19 protein-coding genes are annotated in these 14,887 nt (G+C 44.2%); all 19 read left to right on the top strand.

Annotated elements, in window-relative coordinates; translation table 11 throughout:
* The first annotated feature begins 21 nt into the window (after nt 1-21).
* The 19 genes from OCV96_RS10185 (at nt 22) to OCV96_RS10095 (ending at nt 14,886) form a co-directional block, all read left to right on the top strand.
* Nucleotides 22-1,725, top strand: a complete 1,704-nt coding sequence (locus OCV96_RS10185; RefSeq protein WP_262594443.1) for a DNA cytosine methyltransferase — start codon at nt 22-24, stop codon at nt 1,723-1,725.
* A gap of 14 nt (nt 1,726-1,739) precedes the next feature.
* Complete coding sequence (locus tag OCV96_RS10180) at nt 1,740-2,342, top strand: hypothetical protein (RefSeq protein ID WP_262594442.1); 603 nt, start codon at nt 1,740-1,742, stop codon at nt 2,340-2,342.
* A gap of 137 nt (nt 2,343-2,479) precedes the next feature.
* On the top strand, nt 2,480-2,914 hold the full coding sequence (locus OCV96_RS10175) for a hypothetical protein (protein ID WP_262594441.1): 435 nt from the start codon (nt 2,480-2,482) through the stop codon (nt 2,912-2,914).
* Complete coding sequence (locus OCV96_RS10170; protein ID WP_262594440.1) at nt 2,859-3,095, top strand: DUF3850 domain-containing protein; 237 nt, start codon at nt 2,859-2,861, stop codon at nt 3,093-3,095. The genes OCV96_RS10175 and OCV96_RS10170 overlap by 56 nt, the downstream gene beginning before the upstream one ends.
* Nucleotides 3,096-3,109: 14 nt before the next feature.
* Nucleotides 3,110-3,613 (top strand): SAM-dependent methyltransferase, encoded by a 504-nt coding sequence (locus tag OCV96_RS10165; protein WP_262594439.1) that lies wholly within the window; start codon nt 3,110-3,112, stop codon nt 3,611-3,613.
* A complete protein-coding gene (locus OCV96_RS10160) occupies nt 3,610-4,515 on the top strand; it encodes an SAM-dependent methyltransferase (protein ID WP_262594438.1) in 906 nt (301 codons plus the stop codon). Before OCV96_RS10165 ends, OCV96_RS10160 begins: the two co-directional genes overlap by 4 nt.
* Nucleotides 4,516-4,622: 107 nt before the next feature.
* Nucleotides 4,623-4,886 (top strand): hypothetical protein, encoded by a 264-nt coding sequence (locus OCV96_RS10155; protein WP_262594437.1) that lies wholly within the window; start codon nt 4,623-4,625, stop codon nt 4,884-4,886.
* Nucleotides 4,887-5,039: 153 nt separating this feature from the next.
* Nucleotides 5,040-5,258, top strand: a complete 219-nt coding sequence (locus tag OCV96_RS10150) for a hypothetical protein (RefSeq protein WP_262594436.1) — start codon at nt 5,040-5,042, stop codon at nt 5,256-5,258.
* Between the two features lie 278 nt (nt 5,259-5,536).
* Entirely contained in the window at nt 5,537-6,538 is a 1,002-nt protein-coding gene (locus tag OCV96_RS10145; RefSeq protein ID WP_262594435.1) for a tyrosine-type recombinase/integrase, read from the top strand.
* Nucleotides 6,539-6,586: 48 nt separating this feature from the next.
* Nucleotides 6,587-7,015 carry a hypothetical protein gene (locus tag OCV96_RS10140; protein WP_262594434.1) on the top strand — a complete coding sequence of 143 codons (429 nt, stop codon included), beginning with the start codon at nt 6,587-6,589 and terminating at the stop codon, nt 7,013-7,015.
* Between the two features lie 133 nt (nt 7,016-7,148).
* A complete protein-coding gene (locus OCV96_RS10135; RefSeq protein WP_262594433.1) occupies nt 7,149-7,718 on the top strand; it encodes a DNA-packaging protein in 570 nt (189 codons plus the stop codon).
* Nucleotides 7,718-9,091 carry a terminase gene (locus OCV96_RS10130; protein ID WP_262594432.1) on the top strand — a complete coding sequence of 458 codons (1,374 nt, stop codon included), beginning with the start codon at nt 7,718-7,720 and terminating at the stop codon, nt 9,089-9,091. The genes OCV96_RS10135 and OCV96_RS10130 overlap by 1 nt, the downstream gene beginning before the upstream one ends.
* Complete coding sequence (locus OCV96_RS10125; RefSeq protein WP_425609809.1) at nt 9,088-10,686, top strand: capsid protein; 1,599 nt, start codon at nt 9,088-9,090, stop codon at nt 10,684-10,686. The genes OCV96_RS10130 and OCV96_RS10125 overlap by 4 nt, the downstream gene beginning before the upstream one ends.
* Nucleotides 10,610-10,831 carry a hypothetical protein gene (locus OCV96_RS10120; protein ID WP_262594430.1) on the top strand — a complete coding sequence of 74 codons (222 nt, stop codon included), beginning with the start codon at nt 10,610-10,612 and terminating at the stop codon, nt 10,829-10,831. The genes OCV96_RS10125 and OCV96_RS10120 overlap by 77 nt, the downstream gene beginning before the upstream one ends.
* A gap of 4 nt (nt 10,832-10,835) precedes the next feature.
* Nucleotides 10,836-12,482 (top strand): phage minor capsid protein, encoded by a 1,647-nt coding sequence (locus tag OCV96_RS10115; protein WP_262594429.1) that lies wholly within the window; start codon nt 10,836-10,838, stop codon nt 12,480-12,482.
* A 2-nt stretch (nt 12,483-12,484) separates the two neighbouring features.
* Entirely contained in the window at nt 12,485-12,673 is a 189-nt protein-coding gene (locus OCV96_RS10110; RefSeq protein WP_262594428.1) for a hypothetical protein, read from the top strand.
* A 190-nt stretch (nt 12,674-12,863) separates the two neighbouring features.
* A complete protein-coding gene (locus OCV96_RS10105) occupies nt 12,864-13,487 on the top strand; it encodes a hypothetical protein (protein WP_262594427.1) in 624 nt (207 codons plus the stop codon).
* Between the two features lie 19 nt (nt 13,488-13,506).
* Nucleotides 13,507-14,490 (top strand): phage capsid protein, encoded by a 984-nt coding sequence (locus tag OCV96_RS10100; RefSeq protein ID WP_262594426.1) that lies wholly within the window; start codon nt 13,507-13,509, stop codon nt 14,488-14,490.
* 9 nt (nt 14,491-14,499) lie between these two features.
* The gene (locus OCV96_RS10095) at nt 14,500-14,886 is read left to right on the top strand and encodes a head-tail connector protein (protein ID WP_262594425.1); all 387 of its coding nucleotides are present in this window, start codon (nt 14,500-14,502) and stop codon (nt 14,884-14,886) included.
* The last annotated feature ends 1 nt before the right edge of the window (nt 14,887 follow it).

Raw genomic sequence — 14,887 nt, 5'->3', positions numbered from 1 at the left:
ATCGGGTTCCTGGAAGATAGAATGATAAACGGAGAATTGATAGTAGATAACTTTGCCGGGGGCGGTGGGGCTTCCACCGGGATAGAACTTGCAACCGGCTATAGCGTGGATATTGCAATCAACCATGATCCAAAAGCTATTTGGATGCACAAGGCTAATCATCCCAATACGAAACATTACTGTGAGGATGTTTGGCAGGTCGATCCGGTTAAGGCATGTAACGGGCATCCGGTAGGACTTGCCTGGTTCTCTCCGGACTGCAAACACTTTTCCAAAGCCAAAGGCGGTAAGCCGAAAGACAAGTTTATCCGTGGTCTTGCATGGGTGGCTTGTCGTTGGGCTGGACTTGTACGACCGAGGGTAATCATGTTGGAGAACGTGGAAGAATTTAAAACCTGGGGACCACTCAACAGAGGACATCATCCTATTAAGGCAAAACAGGGCAAGACTTTTGAGAAGTTTGTACAACAGCTTACAGATTTGGGATATGATGTACAGTTCCGTGAGTTGGTAGCTGCTGATTACGGAGCACCGACCATGAGAAAAAGATTTTTCCTCATTGCCAGATGTGACGGAAAGCCGATTGTGTGGCCGGAACCGACACACGCACCTGCGGACAGCGAAGAGGTAAAAGCAGGACTTCTCAAACCGTATGTTGGAGCATATACACAACTTGATTTTTCTCTTCCTTGTCCGAGCATTTTTGACACATCAGAAGAAATCAAGGAAAAGTACGGGATCCGGGCGGTACGTCCGCTGGCTCCCAAGACTATGGAGCGTATTGCCAGAGGATTGAAAAAATTCGTACTGGAAAATCCGGAACCTTTTATTATCCAGTGCAATCATGGCGGTGAGCGTAGGCCGAACGACATCCGGGAGCCGATGCCGACCATTACCGGAAAGCACGGGTATGGAATCGTAGAACCGTATATGGTACAGATCGGTCAGACCGGATTCACGGCGGACAGAAGTAAGGATGTAAGGGATCCTCTGACTACGATTGTGAGCAAAAATGAGCATTGCTTAATCAGTCCCACATTGATCCAGTACCATTCTGAGACAGCGCAGGGAGAAGTCCGGGGGCAGACAATTAAAGAACCAATTATGACGGTAGACGGATCCAACCGGTACGGTCTGGTTACATCATTCTTGCACAAATATTATGACGGTGGTTACAAAGGTGCAGGAGACAGTGTGGAAAAGCCGTTGCCAACGGTAACAGCGTGGGATCATAACAGTGTAGTTACAGCAAATCTTATTCAGATGAATAATCATTGTGATGGGCGGGATTTACGAGATCCTATACCAACAATCACCGCTGGGGATGGTCACTTCGGTGAAGTCAGAGCATTTTTGATTAAATATTATGGGCAGGGAACCGGACAGGACATTGAGGAACCTCTTGATACAGTGACATCCAGAGATAGATTTGGACTTGTGACTATTGAGGGTGTAGATTATCAGATCGTTGACATCGGATTGAGGATGCTGGAACCCAAAGAACTGTACGGATGCCAGGGATTTCCGGAAGATTACATCATAGATCATGATTACACCGGCAAGACCTATCCAAGAAGCGAACAGGTGCGCAGATGCGGTAACGCTGTTTGTCCGCCTATACCAGCGGCATTGGTCAGAGCAAATTTACCGGAACTGTGCGTGGCAGAGCGTACACCGAACATGATGATTAAGGCAGAACAGACCGGACAGCTCCGGTTTGCATAGGAGGTATACATAGTATGGGAAAGAAGAGACATTTGACACCGGCAGAGATTAAAGAGCAGTGCAAGCGGATCGCCAGGGAAAGCCGTATGGCTGACCGGACACCGTGGACAGCAATGGGAATCATGCTGTCGTATGTGATCATGCGAAAGGAAGGATTCAAGGGGCAGAGAATCTCCAGAATTGCAAACAAGGTAAATGAGATGGAAGCGGACTGGGCGGACGGCAAGATAGACCTTAAGGAGATCAGCAAGCGATTGTATGACAAAGCCGACTGGACCATAGAGTATAAGGCATATACGGTCGATGATATCACCGCCCGGAAGGGATCCTATCAGTACTGGCTAGATAGCAAGCAGATTGCACCGCAGAATACCATCAATGAGCAGGCAACGAGGTATATGCTGTTCTTATTCACAGCCTTGATGGATGAGTACGGATTTGGTAAAGATCGGCTCACCAGAGTGGAAGAATACATGAATGAGCTGTTGCTGCAATACCAAGAGGACAAGACCACCGTCCGGGAATGGTCCCGTGCATTACTCGCGGAAGTCGGGGTGGTCATGGAGCCGCCCGTGGATCCGCTTACGCAGACGGCAGGCAGCATCATGACGGGGTGAGCGGAAGCTGAAATGTAATATTGGTATTTGAGTTAATTAAATAAGCCTTTTGGAGTGTACTCACGAACAACCATAAACATAGTCACGGGACGACAGCTGAAAATCCAAGAGGCAGCAGTCGTCCGGAAAGGAGAAATATGCAGGAGTATAAAGACTGGGATGGAACCCTTCTTCTGGATCCGGCACCTACGGTCCAGCATGTACATATAGGAGATATCATAAAGATCAAAATAAATGACGAGGACCGTATCGGCCGCACGAGCAAATACTGCGAATACGAAGTCATAGGAGTTTACCCACGGAACGTGCTGACCAGGGATAAAAAGACCGGATTCCGCCGGGGCTTTTCTTACGGAGATCTTCTGACAATGGGATTGGAGAACCAGGATCCGGAAATAGAGACCATGCGTAGATCATATGCCAAGGATCAGCGGAAAGAGAGCATATCCATGACACGCAGCTCTTTTAACCCAGATTATGATCCGGAAAACTACCGAAAGAAGAGGAAAAAGAAGAATGAAGACAGTGGAGAAGAAAATCCTGCCGAAATACTTCCAGGCAGTGAGGGATGAGAGAAAAAACTTTGAGCTTCGTAAGGATGAAGACAATATACAGCCGGGAGATGTCCTGATACTAATGGAATGGGAGAATGGAGAATATACTGGCAGGACAGAGGTGCGCCGGATCCGGTATGTGCTCCGGGATGTACCGGAATATGGACTGATGCAGGGTTACTGTATCATCGGATGGTAAAGGAGGCAGCAGGGATGGAATTACAGGAACTTACAAATAAAGTACTGAGATTATTTGATGCGAAGACAACCGAAGATCTGCCAGAGAAATTGCTGGCTGCAGTTCAAAATAATGATGAGACAGTGTATGAAAAATTTTGTGAGAATGTAAAAGATTTGAGCATCGACTGGTTACAAATGATTTTTCAGTATTACCATGCAGATAGAACGGAAAAAATGCAGGATTATACACCTAAGAGCTTAGCTGTGTTTATGGGAAAACTTGCAGGAAAATCAGATATAGTTACAGATATGTGCGCTGGATCAGGGGCATTGACAATTCAAAAATGGAATATGGACAAGAACCAAAAATTTGAATTATATGAATATGACAGCAAGGTAATGCCATTTCTACTGTTCAATATGGCAGTTAGAAATATTGAATGTAAAGTATATCATTCAGATGTATTGAAACAGGAAGTATTTCACACATACAAAATCGCAAGAGGAGAAAAATTCGGGAGATTTACGGAAATATGAAAATGAAGAAAACCTTAATATCAAATCCACCGTATAACATGAAATGGGAAATACCGCCATTCGCACAGATACAACCACGATTTGCTAAATGTTATGTAGTGCCACCAGCAAATAATGCGAATTATGCATTTGTACTAACAGGGCTGGAAAAACATGACAGGTGTGTTTTCCTTCTGCCGGCTTCTATAATGAGCAGCAATCAAAAGGAGGAAAAGGCAATAAGAGAATGGTTAGTAGAGGAAAATCTGGTAGAAGCGGTGATTGTCTGCCCGGACAACATGTTTGAGTCCACTGGGGTGGGAACCTGTATTGTTGTTCTGGACAAAAACAAAGGACATGCAACCACGGAAATGATAGACATTAGGAATAGATATGTAGAGGAAATCAGAGATCAAAAAGGGCAATATGGTGGAAACTCTCATACTAACAGGATCTATCAGAAAAAAATAAAGATTATTCCGGAAAAAATAATGGAAGATGTGATGGATGCAATCGGGAAAAGAAAAAGTATTCCAGATTTTTGCAAACCAGTAAGCATTGAAAAAATAAAAGAGGATAAATATTCTCTTTTGGCGAGTCACTATCTTGATATACAGGAAGAGGAAGTAAAGCATAGAAGTTATGAAGATATTGTAGAAGACCTGAACAGGGTGGTGAGAGAAAAAAACGCATGTAAACTAACAATCAACGAAAGTCTAGCGAAAGGAGTGGGATTCGATATCGAAATGTATAAAAATGATCAGCAAGATACTGGACTGAATGAACTGCTTGTAAAACTAGGAGCACCACAGATTGAAAAAGATAATTATTTTTCAACATCAAAGAATAAAAACGAAATCCGATTTGAGAATAACAGCAAAGATATTCTGTCAAGCATCTTGGTGATGATTATGCAGACATAATATTGCATCGGTAGATGAAGCCTGCGCTCTGTTTGTAGACAGGATTCGGGAAGCAATAGCAAGAGATAAGGATCAGTAAACTGAAATTTACAGTAGAAAGGAGAAACATGATAATTCCAAGAGAAATAAGAGAAAAAATAGAACAGAGAAATCAGCTTGATGAAGAGATAGCTGGTTGGTTCCAGGAGAATGTAGATGCTTATGGATGCGATATAAAAAACGCTTATGTGGTTGATGAACCGAAAGGAGAAGAACAGATTGAAGAGGGGGAATATTGTAAGCAGTCAATTTTGGGCGAGGACTGGTACATAGGACAGTATTATTGGAAGATGGACAATGGCAAGTATTTATGCATGGATTTTGAAATATAGCTTAAACAATATTTATGTAAGAAAAATACGAAAAAATTGAAAAAATAAAAATATTTCTCAAAAAATGCTTTTCTTTACGGTTTTTTTTGACATATCCATATGTAAGACAAATACGTCTTGCAAAAATATGAAAACCTATGGGAGGAAATGCAAATGAGAAGACACAACAATTATGATGATTACGATCTGGATCCGAATTACGACGAGAGTAATGTAGACCTGGACAGCTACGAGCGCGAAGCGGATTACTATGAATCTGAATGTGCTGAGGGAGTAACAGTGAAAAATTACGCTGATACTAATGATCCTGTTTGCGAGAGGCTACATAACTGGAATGACTGTTTCTGGTTTCGGAAGTATTTCGGAATGTAGTACAGTATGTACTACGGTAGATCTGGGAGTGTCGTACATATCTGTGCGGCATTCCCGGGATTTTCTAGGAAGATGAAAGGAGTGATAGAAAAGAAAATTTTGTAAAAGTGTAATAAGTACATAATACACCGTTTGAAATTCCAGCTGCAGAAGGACTGCAAACAATCACATAATAATAGCGGTACAACCACCGACCAAAGTAGACTGTACCGCTCAACTGCTTAAGATCATCATATCACACGGATGTTTCTTAGGCAACGAGAAAATGAGGTGCGCATATGACTAAAAATGATTTAATCAACGACGTAGCTTATGAATTACGTGACAGCATGACCAGGGAACAGATCGACCGGATGAAGATTACGCTTTATGTAAAGTTGCAGGATTTTGAGCTGGCAGAGATCAAACAGCTGCCTATGACTATGGAGCATGACAATGAGTGGTTAATGCAAAGGTATTGTGTAGACAGCGTGGCAGCAGGACTCCATGCCGGAACTATCAGGAGTTATATTGGAATCATAAAGAAATTCTTTGACTTTGTGAATAAAAATTATAAATATGTGACAGCGCAGGATATCACAGATTATCTTGCTATAAGGTCCTATCGTGATCACATCAGCCACAATTATAAATCCACAATATACCGGTATCTCTGCACGTTCTTCAGCTGGGCATTTAAGAAGCGACATATCCAAAATAATATTGTTGATGGAGTAGACAAGGTCAAGCAGATCAAGAAAAAGAAGGTACGATTGACAGATGAGGAAGTTGAAACTATCCGCTATGCGCTGCAAACGCCAAAGGAAAAGGCATTGTTTGAATTGATGATTTGTACCGGCATGCGTGTAGGTGAAATCTCTTACCTCAATGTGTCAGATATTGATCTGACAAATAAGCAGGTATCAATTTACGCAGAAAAAACGGATACCTACCGCACCGGAATGCTTACGCCAGTAGCGGTGATGGCATTAAGAAATTATATCGGGGACAGGCCTGGGACAGATCCGCTGTTTTTGGCAGATCGGGCACCGCATAACAGAATGAAAGAGTATGGCATCGAAAAGCTGGCTAAAGAAATGGCTGTCCGGGGAGGAGTAACCAGGATAACAGCAACCGTGCATGTGTACCGCAAGACATTTGCAAGCGTATTATACCGCAAGACGGGTGATGTATTGCTGGTGAGTAAATTGCTGGGTCATGCAAAGCCTGACATGACGGTCCAGTATTACCTGATAGATGACATCGAAGAGATGCAGCACAAGTATAACAGAGTAGCATAGTAACAGCACCGGAAGTTGCACCGGTGCAACAGAAAGGAGAAAGCATCGATGCAAAGAATTAACAGAGCAAGCTGGAGGATTATCGAAACTATATTATTAAGGTATCCCCAACGAAAGAAAGAATATGAGGAGTACATATCGGACATTATGGCATCACCGGCGGGAGGCAGCAGTCGTCCGTCGGATCCTGCCAAGGAAAGAGACAAGGCACAGTCTGTCACAGAGGCAAAAGCCCTGAAGATGACATCCGTATACCATGAACGGATCAAGAAAGAGATTGAGGCAGTGGAATTTGTATATAATTCTCTTCGACCAGAAGAACAGAAGGTAATCCGGATCAGGTACTGGAGTAAAGGTCTCAGAGCACCGATTCCCTACCTAAAAATCGGTGGTGCCTCGTACAGTGAGAGACAAATGAAGAGGATAGTTTTTAAGACTATAGAACAGATTGGAAGGTATATTGGGGAGTTAAAGTAAAAGATGGCATGATTTCGCATGTCAAATGTGATAATATAGTATCGTGATAAATTAGTGACAGGGCAATGCAGATAGCTGCGTTGCCTTTTTTCGTGGAGTTGCACCGGTGCAACTTTAGAGAGATGGTGAGCAGATGGCAAAGGGCAAATATAAATATTGGCTGACACCGGAAGGCTTACTAAAGCTGGAAGGATGGACAAGGGATGGACTAACAGAAGAGCAGATCGCTGGTAATATGGGAATCTCCAGGTCTACATTAAATGAATGGAAAAAATTGTATCCGGACATTTCGGACACCCTAAAAAGGGGAAAGGAAGTTGTGGACCTGCAAGTAGAAAATGCGCTCTTGAAAAGGGCACTGGGATATCGGTATACAGAAGACAAATATGTAAGCGTTCCGATGGAGCAGGAAGAATATAGTCAAAAGCTATTTGAATATATGAATCGCTACAAACTGGAGCATCCGGAGGCAACAGATGATGAGCTGATGCTTGTAAGAGAGAAGTTTCCCAAAACAAAAGAAATGCTTGTGGAACGAAAAGTAAAAGAAGTAGAGCCGGATACCACAGCCCAGATATTCTGGTTGAAGAACCGAAAACCAGATAAATGGAGAGATAAACAGGATGTCCAGATCTCCGGAGAACTCAAGTCCGAACAGAGTAAACTGGATGACCTGATCAGACAGATGCGTGGTGATGGGTAATGAGCGCAAGTAAGCTCCTGTTGTCAGAGAAATACAAAGCATTCCTGAAATGTGATGCTCCGGTGGAATTTCTGGAAGGAACCACGGCGGCAGGTAAAACAACGGTAGGAATCTTCAAGTTTATGCTTAAAGTAGCGGAAAGTCCCAAGAAGCTTCACATCATTGCTGCGGATGACACCGGAACTGCTGAGAAGAACATCATCAACAAAGACCTTGGTATACTGGATAATTTTGGCATTCTGGTGGAATATAACGGCAGTGGAACCAAAGACGATAAGATTCCACATCTGATTCTGCATACTGGCAGGGGAGATAAAGTCATTTATGTGCTGGGCTACGGTAACAAGAGAAAGTGGAAGAAGGCCCTGGGTGGACAATATGGCTGTCTGTACATAGATGAAGTAAATACCGCAGACATAGATTTTGTCAGAGAAGCATCCATGAGATGTGATTATCTGATGGCAACACTAAACCCAGACGATCCGGGACTGCCGGTGTACAAAGAATATATCAACTGTGCACGTCCTCTTCCGGAATGGAAGGATGAGACACCACAGGAAATCATAGAGGAACTGAAAGAAGAGCCAAAGGACGGATGGATCCATTGGTTCTTTTCTTTTAAAGACAATGCAGGCCTTCCACCGGATAAACTGCAGATGATCCTGCAAAACACACCGAAGGGAACAAAGATCTGGAAAAATAAGATCCAGGGTCTCCGCGGAAAAGCGACAGGGTTGGTATTCTCCAACTTTGTCAGAAAGAAACATGTTGTTACTGCTGCATGGGTGAAGAAACAGATTGCAGATGGGAAGATCCGTTTCAGGAAGTTTACGGCCGGACTGGATACATCATATTCCTCAAAATCTCCGGATACCATTGCAATGATCTTCCAGGGCATTACGGATGACCGCAAGCTGATCACACTGGCTGAAATGGTGTATAGCAATGCTGATCTCAGTGTGCCGTTGGCACCATCTGACACAACGGTAAAGTTTATAGCTTTTCTGGATAGATGCAGATCGGAATGGGGATTTGCAAAAGAATCCTTTGTTGACTGCGCGGATGCGGCGACAATAACAGAACTTCGGAAGTATAAGCGCCTGCATGGGTGCCTTTACAATTTCATTGAGTCCTACAAAAAGGTAACAATACTGGATCGTATCAATTTACAGCTGGGATGGATCCAGCAGGACTGCTATCTGGTAGTTGAGGATTGCACAAACCATATCTCAGAATTGGAACGCTATTCATGGGACGAGGAAGAGGATGTCCCGGTACCGGAGGATAAGAACGACCATACGATCAATGCAAACCAGTACGGATGGATTCCATACCGGAATATGATTGGATTCGAGGAGGATAAACAGAGGTGAACCTGATGGAAAAGATAAATGAGAATATCAAAAGAGGTATACGGAGCTGGCTGAATGTTTCTCCGGCGAATCCTTATGTGTTCAATATCAATGAGATGATGGACTTCGAGGGGAATGCGATCCGAAACCGCATCTGGTATCGTGGTGACAGCAACGAACTGGAGCAGTTCTATGAGCAGAATGCGGAATATGCAGATAAATATAAATTCTGGTCCAGCAAGAGTACACCGGGGATGGAAATGCGCAAGATCCACACAGGTGTTCCGGAGCTTACGGTGAGAACTCTGGCAGCAGTAGTCCTTCCAGATATGGGGGAATTTGAATTTTCCTCAGAGAACGAAATGCAGAAACAGATATGGAAAGACATTGCAAAGCCTGAGAATAATAACTTTGCCGATAAGGTAGAGGATGCAATCAAAGAAGCACTGTATATCGGAGACGGGGCTTTTAAAGTGTCCATTGATACAGAAGTCAGTGAGTATCCGATTTTAGAATGGTATGCCGGGGATCGTGTCGAAATCATACGGAAAAAGGACAAGGTCCGGGAAGTGATATTTAAGACACCATACAGCGGAGGAGGAAAGACATATGTGCTCAATGAGGTATATGGATATGGGTATGTAAAGAACGAACTGTATCTGGATAACAGACAGGTTCCGCTGACTACACTACAGATAACCAATTCACTGGAAGATGTGACCTTCGATAAAAGCGTTATGCTGGCGGTGCCTATGATGTTCTATAAGTCGGCAAAATATGAAGGACGTGGCGGAAGTATCTTTGACGGAAAGGTGGACAACTATGATGCGCTGGATGAAGTATGGAGCCAGTGGATGGATGCGCTGAGAGCAGGAAGAGCCAAAACATATATTCCGGACTGTCTGGTTCCGAGGGATCCGGAAACAGGAGCTGCGATAACACCGAATCCGTTCGATAACAGATATTTTGCAGCAGAAGGAGACCAGCGCGAAGGGCAGAAAAACGTAATCAGTACAGACCAGCCGAGCATTCCTCATGACAGCTATCAGGCTTCCTACTGTACGGCACTGGACCTTTGCCTGCAGGGGATCATCAGTCCTTCTACACTGGGGATTGATGTAAAAAAACTGGATAATGCAGAAGCGCAGCGTGAAAAGGAAAAAACAACGCTGTACACAAGAAACATTATCGTGGAAACTCTTCAGACAGTATTGCCACAGGTAGTATCCATGTGTATCAACGCATATCACCTGATGAAGAATGAGGCAGTGGAAAGTGTAGAGGTAAATCTCCCATTTGGAGAATATGCCAATCCTTCATTTGAATCTCAGGTGGAAACAGTTGGTAAGGCAAAGCAGAGCGGAATCATGAGCATTGAGCGCTGTGTGGAGGAACTATACGGTGACAGTCTGGACGATGATTGCAAACGAGAAGAAATCGCAAGGCTCAAGGCAGAGCAGGGGATTCAGAGCATTCCGGAGCCGGAGATCAGAACGGATGCAGGAGAATTCAGGATAAACGGATTTACTGGAGGTAGTGATGGAAGTAAAAGTAGCGAAAAAAACATACCGGATGAACCGGGAGGAGTACCAGGGGCTTCTGAAGGTGGCCAGTGAGCAGGTACCGAAAGGAATCTATGCAGTGGAAAAAGGTAATTATGCGGAACTCCGATGTGATCATTGTACCAGCGTCACGCAGATCAAGACATTGACCAGACAGTTTAAAAGCCAGGGATTCAAGGTATATGCAAACGGCAGGTGATTAGATGCCTAAGATAAATTCAGAATATGATATCGGAGCAGCATTCGAAGCTATTGAGAATGAACTCATTGCTTCCATGATCCGGAATATGCGAAGACATAAGATTGAGGAAATCGATGAAGATAAGCAGTGGTCCATGTGGCAGACAGAGCAGCTCCGGTCGTTGGAAAAGTACAGAAAAGAGAATCAGGAACGATTTGGTACAAAATTTAAAGACATTAATAACCGGATCGAAGCGCTGATCAGTACTGCCAGGGATGAAGGAGATATGGAGCAGGAGATAGCCATACTGGAGGCTATAAAGAAAGGTTTCCCAGCAAGAAGAGTAAGTCCGGGAGCATCGGCGGCATTCTTCCGGTTGAACCAGAGGAAGCTGGAGGCGCTGATCCGGGCGACCACATCAGACATGGAAAAGGCTGAGACAGCCGTCCTGCGCATGGCAAATGACCAATATCGTAAGATTATTTTTAATGCTCAGGTATATGCCAACAGTGGAGCAGGGACTTATGAGAAGGCGGTAGACATGGCCACAAAGGATTTCATTGCCGCTGGTCTTAACTGTGTGGAATATACCAATGGATCCAGACACACATTGGCAGACTATGCGGACATGGCAATACGGACAGCCAGTAAGCGTGCATACCTGCAGGGGGAAGGGCAGAAAAGGCAGGAATGGGGGATATCCACGGTGATCATGAATAAGCGTGGAAATCCCTGCCCCAAGTGTTTACCGTTTGTTGGTAAGATACTGATCGATGATGTATGGAGCGGTGGAAGCGCCAAGGATGGACCATATCCCCTGATGAGCGCGGCAATAGCAGCAGGACTATACCACCCTAGATGCAGAGACAGCCACACTACCTATTTTCCAGAACTGGAGGATTTGGATAATGAATACAGTAAAAAAGACATAGAAAATATCGAAGAACAGAACAGGAAAGAAGCAAGACAGCAATATGCAGAGAGACAGGAGAAAAAATTCCATAGATTAGCATCATTTTCACTGGATCCGGAGAATAAAAGCAAGTACCGTGCGAAGGAAAAAGAATGGAGTCAGGAAACGGAAGACCGGTATAAAGTTCCTGATGAGGTGAAAGTGCCGAGATCGGATACTCCGCAGATCATGATCGATTTAGTGGATCAGTACACAAGAGATGAGTGCATCAAGATAGATGAACTGTCAGAATATGCATTTTCGTATGATCTTGATAATGATTTGATAATTATCAATCCGAGACATCCGCAGTATGAAGAGGAGAACTACAAGCATGTGCTGGCGCATGAAATAGCCCATAGAATTGATCATAATGAGTATGGCAGTCCCATGTATGCTGAATTCGCAGAGGCAATAAAAAATACAGAAAACAAAATATTGCAAAAAAAGGAGAAGTATCAACGGAGACTTGCTGTAAATGGTGATTTAGAGTACAATTACTTCATCAGTGATATAATGTCATGCATAACAGACAATGTGATTACAGGAGTATACAGACATGAATCACAATACATAGGTAAACCCGGATATGCGGAGTCGGAGATATTTGCGGATATATATGCTGCATTGTATCAGTCGGATGATATAACTGTAGAATTCATAAAAAGTGAATTGCCAGAGCTATATGAAGCATTTATGAAAGTGCTAAAGAGGTAATTATGTTCAAAAAAGAATTTGTTGAAAAAATGAAAAACGATGAGGAACTGCAGGAGTTGCGCAGGAAAGTATTATCCTTCTCCGAAAAAATGGGAGATGCCGCATACATCATCGGAAAAGATAAAAGCTATGAGGATTATAAAGAACGTTTGCGAAGAATGGTAAAAGAACATGAAGCCACCGGTCAGTAGATTGGTGGTATTTTTATCTCGAAAAAAGAAAATTGCACCGGTGCAACAAATAATCTGGAATCAACACGCTTCATGGCGTGTTTTTTTATGCCCAAACACGAGCAAGGCAATAAACTGCAGCGTGACCGGAGACACCGAAGACAATGGATCGCAGTAAGGGTGACACCCTCAAAATGGAAAGGAGCACGTTATGTTTTACAAGACAGTAAGAAGATTCTTAGACCCCGATGGAAGCCAGGGCGGAGCACCGGCAGGAGAACAGACTGATCAGCAGTCACAGCAGAATGCAGCACCGCAGATTGACTATGGAAAAATCCAGCAGATGTTGGATGGAACGCTTGCGGCAAAAGAGGATACGGCATTGAAAGCCTATTTCAAGCAGCAGGGGCTTTCCCAACAGGAGGTGGAACAGGCTATAGCAACCTTCAAGGAACAGAAGGCGGCAAATCAGCCGAATGTGGAAGCATTGCAACAGCAGGCTGCAACCGCTGTGGCCGAGGCAAGACAGGCACAGATCCAACAGGCAGCGACGATGGCAGCAGTCGGACTGGGAATCAGCGTAACATCCATCCCGTATCTGTTGAAGATGGCAGATTTCAGCCAGGCAGTAGGACAGGATGGAAAGATCAGCAATGAGAAACTTACGGAAGCCCTGAATAAGGTGCTGGAGGACATTCCTGCATTAAAACCGCAGGAGACAGATACTACTGGTTTCCTTCATGTAGGGACAGGCGGAGATCCTTCGCAGCATACACAGCAGGCAACCGTACAACAGCAACAGACACCGACCAAAAGATGGAATCGGTGGAACTAAGGAAAGGAAGGTATAAGATATGCCTAATTTAAACTATGCACAGCAGTGGAGTCCTGAACTCCTGCAGATTCTGATGCAGGGAGCGTTAACCTCTCCCTTCATTACATCTAATGTAAGATGGCTTGATGCGAAGACATTCCACTTTACACAGATGAGCACCACTGGTTATAAGAATCACAAGAGAACCGGTGGTTGGAACATGGGATCCTTCGATCAGACAGATGTTCCGTTTACAGTAACCCATGACAGAGACGTTCAGTTCCTGGTAGACAAGGCAGATGTGGATGAGACCAACGCAACTGCATCCATGCAGAATATCTCCAGAACTTTCGAACAGACTCAGGTAGTGCCTGAGACAGATGCCCTGTTCTTCTCCCGTGTGGCACAGGTGGCACAGAAGACAGAGGGATACCACAGCGAGACTGCTATTTCTGCTTATACCAAGGCAAAGGTATTCGGAATGCTGAAGGATATCCTTGCAAAAGGTAAGCTGAGACGGTATAAGGCAAACGGCAGCCTGCTTATGTATGTGGCCAGCCCTATTATGGATGCACTGGAGCAGTCTACAGAATTTACCCGTAAGATTGAACTTACGCAGATCGCTGAGGGCGGTATTGGTATCGAGACCAGAGTAACGGAAATTGATGGCGTTCCCATCATGGAGGTTATTGATGATGAGCGTTTCTATGATGCTTTCGACTGGGAGCCTGCTGAGGGTGGATTTGCTCCTCTGAAAAAAGTTGCAGCAGACAGCACGCATAATATCGAAGCGGTAACCGGAGCTCATAAGATCAATGTACTGGTGGCATGCGGACAGACCTGTAAGACGGTTCCCAAGATCGCGTCTATCTATTATTTCAATCCCGGAACACATACCGAAGGAGACGGATACCTGTACCAGAACAGATCTCTGTCTGATACCTTTGTATTCCCGAATGGTCGTGACGGCAAAGTGGACAGCGTCTATGTAGATGTAGATACCACGGAGTACACCGGGGAGTAAGGAGGACCTATGTCCTACAAACCTTATGTAAGCAAAGAAGAATATAAAGATAGCTATAATGGCAGCGTGATTCCTGACGGAGATCTTGAAAGAGTACTTCGTCAGGCCTCCCGGCATATTGACAGCCTGACATTTAACCGGATTGTGGCAGCAGGATTCGACCATATGACAGCTTTTCAACAGGAGACCATCAAAGAGGTTGTCTGCATGCAGGCAGATTTCGAATATGAGAATGCAGATGAAATCAATACGATTTTATCCAGCTATAGCATAAATGGAGTATCCGCACAGTTCGGAAGTTCCTGGAATGTTTTCATGGAAAAAGGTATTGCCATGAAGCGGGATGTCTATTCGTTGCTGATGCAGACGGGTCTGTGTTGCAGAATTGCGAGGTGAT

Source organism: Waltera acetigignens (assembly GCF_025567015.1).
Taxonomy (GTDB): Bacteria; Bacillota; Clostridia; order Lachnospirales; family Lachnospiraceae; genus Acetatifactor; species Acetatifactor acetigignens.
Note: the sequence above shows the minus strand (reverse complement) of the source record. Positions and strands in the feature narration are given on the sequence as shown.

Bases quoted from the DNA above. Each gene is read 5' to 3' on its own strand.
- OCV96_RS10185 (WP_262594443.1), top strand. From the start codon at position 22: ATGATAAACGGAGAATTGATAGTAGATAACTTTGCCGGGGGCGGTGGG.
- OCV96_RS10180 (WP_262594442.1), top strand. From the start codon at position 1,740: ATGGGAAAGAAGAGACATTTGACACCGGCAGAGATTAAAGAGCAGTGC.
- OCV96_RS10175 (WP_262594441.1), top strand. From the start codon at position 2,480: ATGCAGGAGTATAAAGACTGGGATGGAACCCTTCTTCTGGATCCGGCA.
- OCV96_RS10170 (WP_262594440.1), top strand. From the start codon at position 2,859: ATGAAGACAGTGGAGAAGAAAATCCTGCCGAAATACTTCCAGGCAGTG.
- OCV96_RS10165 (WP_262594439.1), top strand. From the start codon at position 3,110: ATGGAATTACAGGAACTTACAAATAAAGTACTGAGATTATTTGATGCG.
- OCV96_RS10160 (WP_262594438.1), top strand. From the start codon at position 3,610: ATGAAAATGAAGAAAACCTTAATATCAAATCCACCGTATAACATGAAA.
- OCV96_RS10155 (WP_262594437.1), top strand. From the start codon at position 4,623: ATGATAATTCCAAGAGAAATAAGAGAAAAAATAGAACAGAGAAATCAG.
- OCV96_RS10150 (WP_262594436.1), top strand. From the start codon at position 5,040: ATGAGAAGACACAACAATTATGATGATTACGATCTGGATCCGAATTAC.
- OCV96_RS10145 (WP_262594435.1), top strand. From the start codon at position 5,537: ATGACTAAAAATGATTTAATCAACGACGTAGCTTATGAATTACGTGAC.
- OCV96_RS10140 (WP_262594434.1), top strand. From the start codon at position 6,587: ATGCAAAGAATTAACAGAGCAAGCTGGAGGATTATCGAAACTATATTA.
- OCV96_RS10135 (WP_262594433.1), top strand. From the start codon at position 7,149: ATGGCAAAGGGCAAATATAAATATTGGCTGACACCGGAAGGCTTACTA.
- OCV96_RS10130 (WP_262594432.1), top strand. From the start codon at position 7,718: ATGAGCGCAAGTAAGCTCCTGTTGTCAGAGAAATACAAAGCATTCCTG.
- OCV96_RS10120 (WP_262594430.1), top strand. From the start codon at position 10,610: ATGGAAGTAAAAGTAGCGAAAAAAACATACCGGATGAACCGGGAGGAG.
- OCV96_RS10115 (WP_262594429.1), top strand. From the start codon at position 10,836: ATGCCTAAGATAAATTCAGAATATGATATCGGAGCAGCATTCGAAGCT.
- OCV96_RS10110 (WP_262594428.1), top strand. From the start codon at position 12,485: ATGTTCAAAAAAGAATTTGTTGAAAAAATGAAAAACGATGAGGAACTG.
- OCV96_RS10105 (WP_262594427.1), top strand. From the start codon at position 12,864: ATGTTTTACAAGACAGTAAGAAGATTCTTAGACCCCGATGGAAGCCAG.
- OCV96_RS10100 (WP_262594426.1), top strand. From the start codon at position 13,507: ATGCCTAATTTAAACTATGCACAGCAGTGGAGTCCTGAACTCCTGCAG.
- OCV96_RS10095 (WP_262594425.1), top strand. From the start codon at position 14,500: ATGTCCTACAAACCTTATGTAAGCAAAGAAGAATATAAAGATAGCTAT.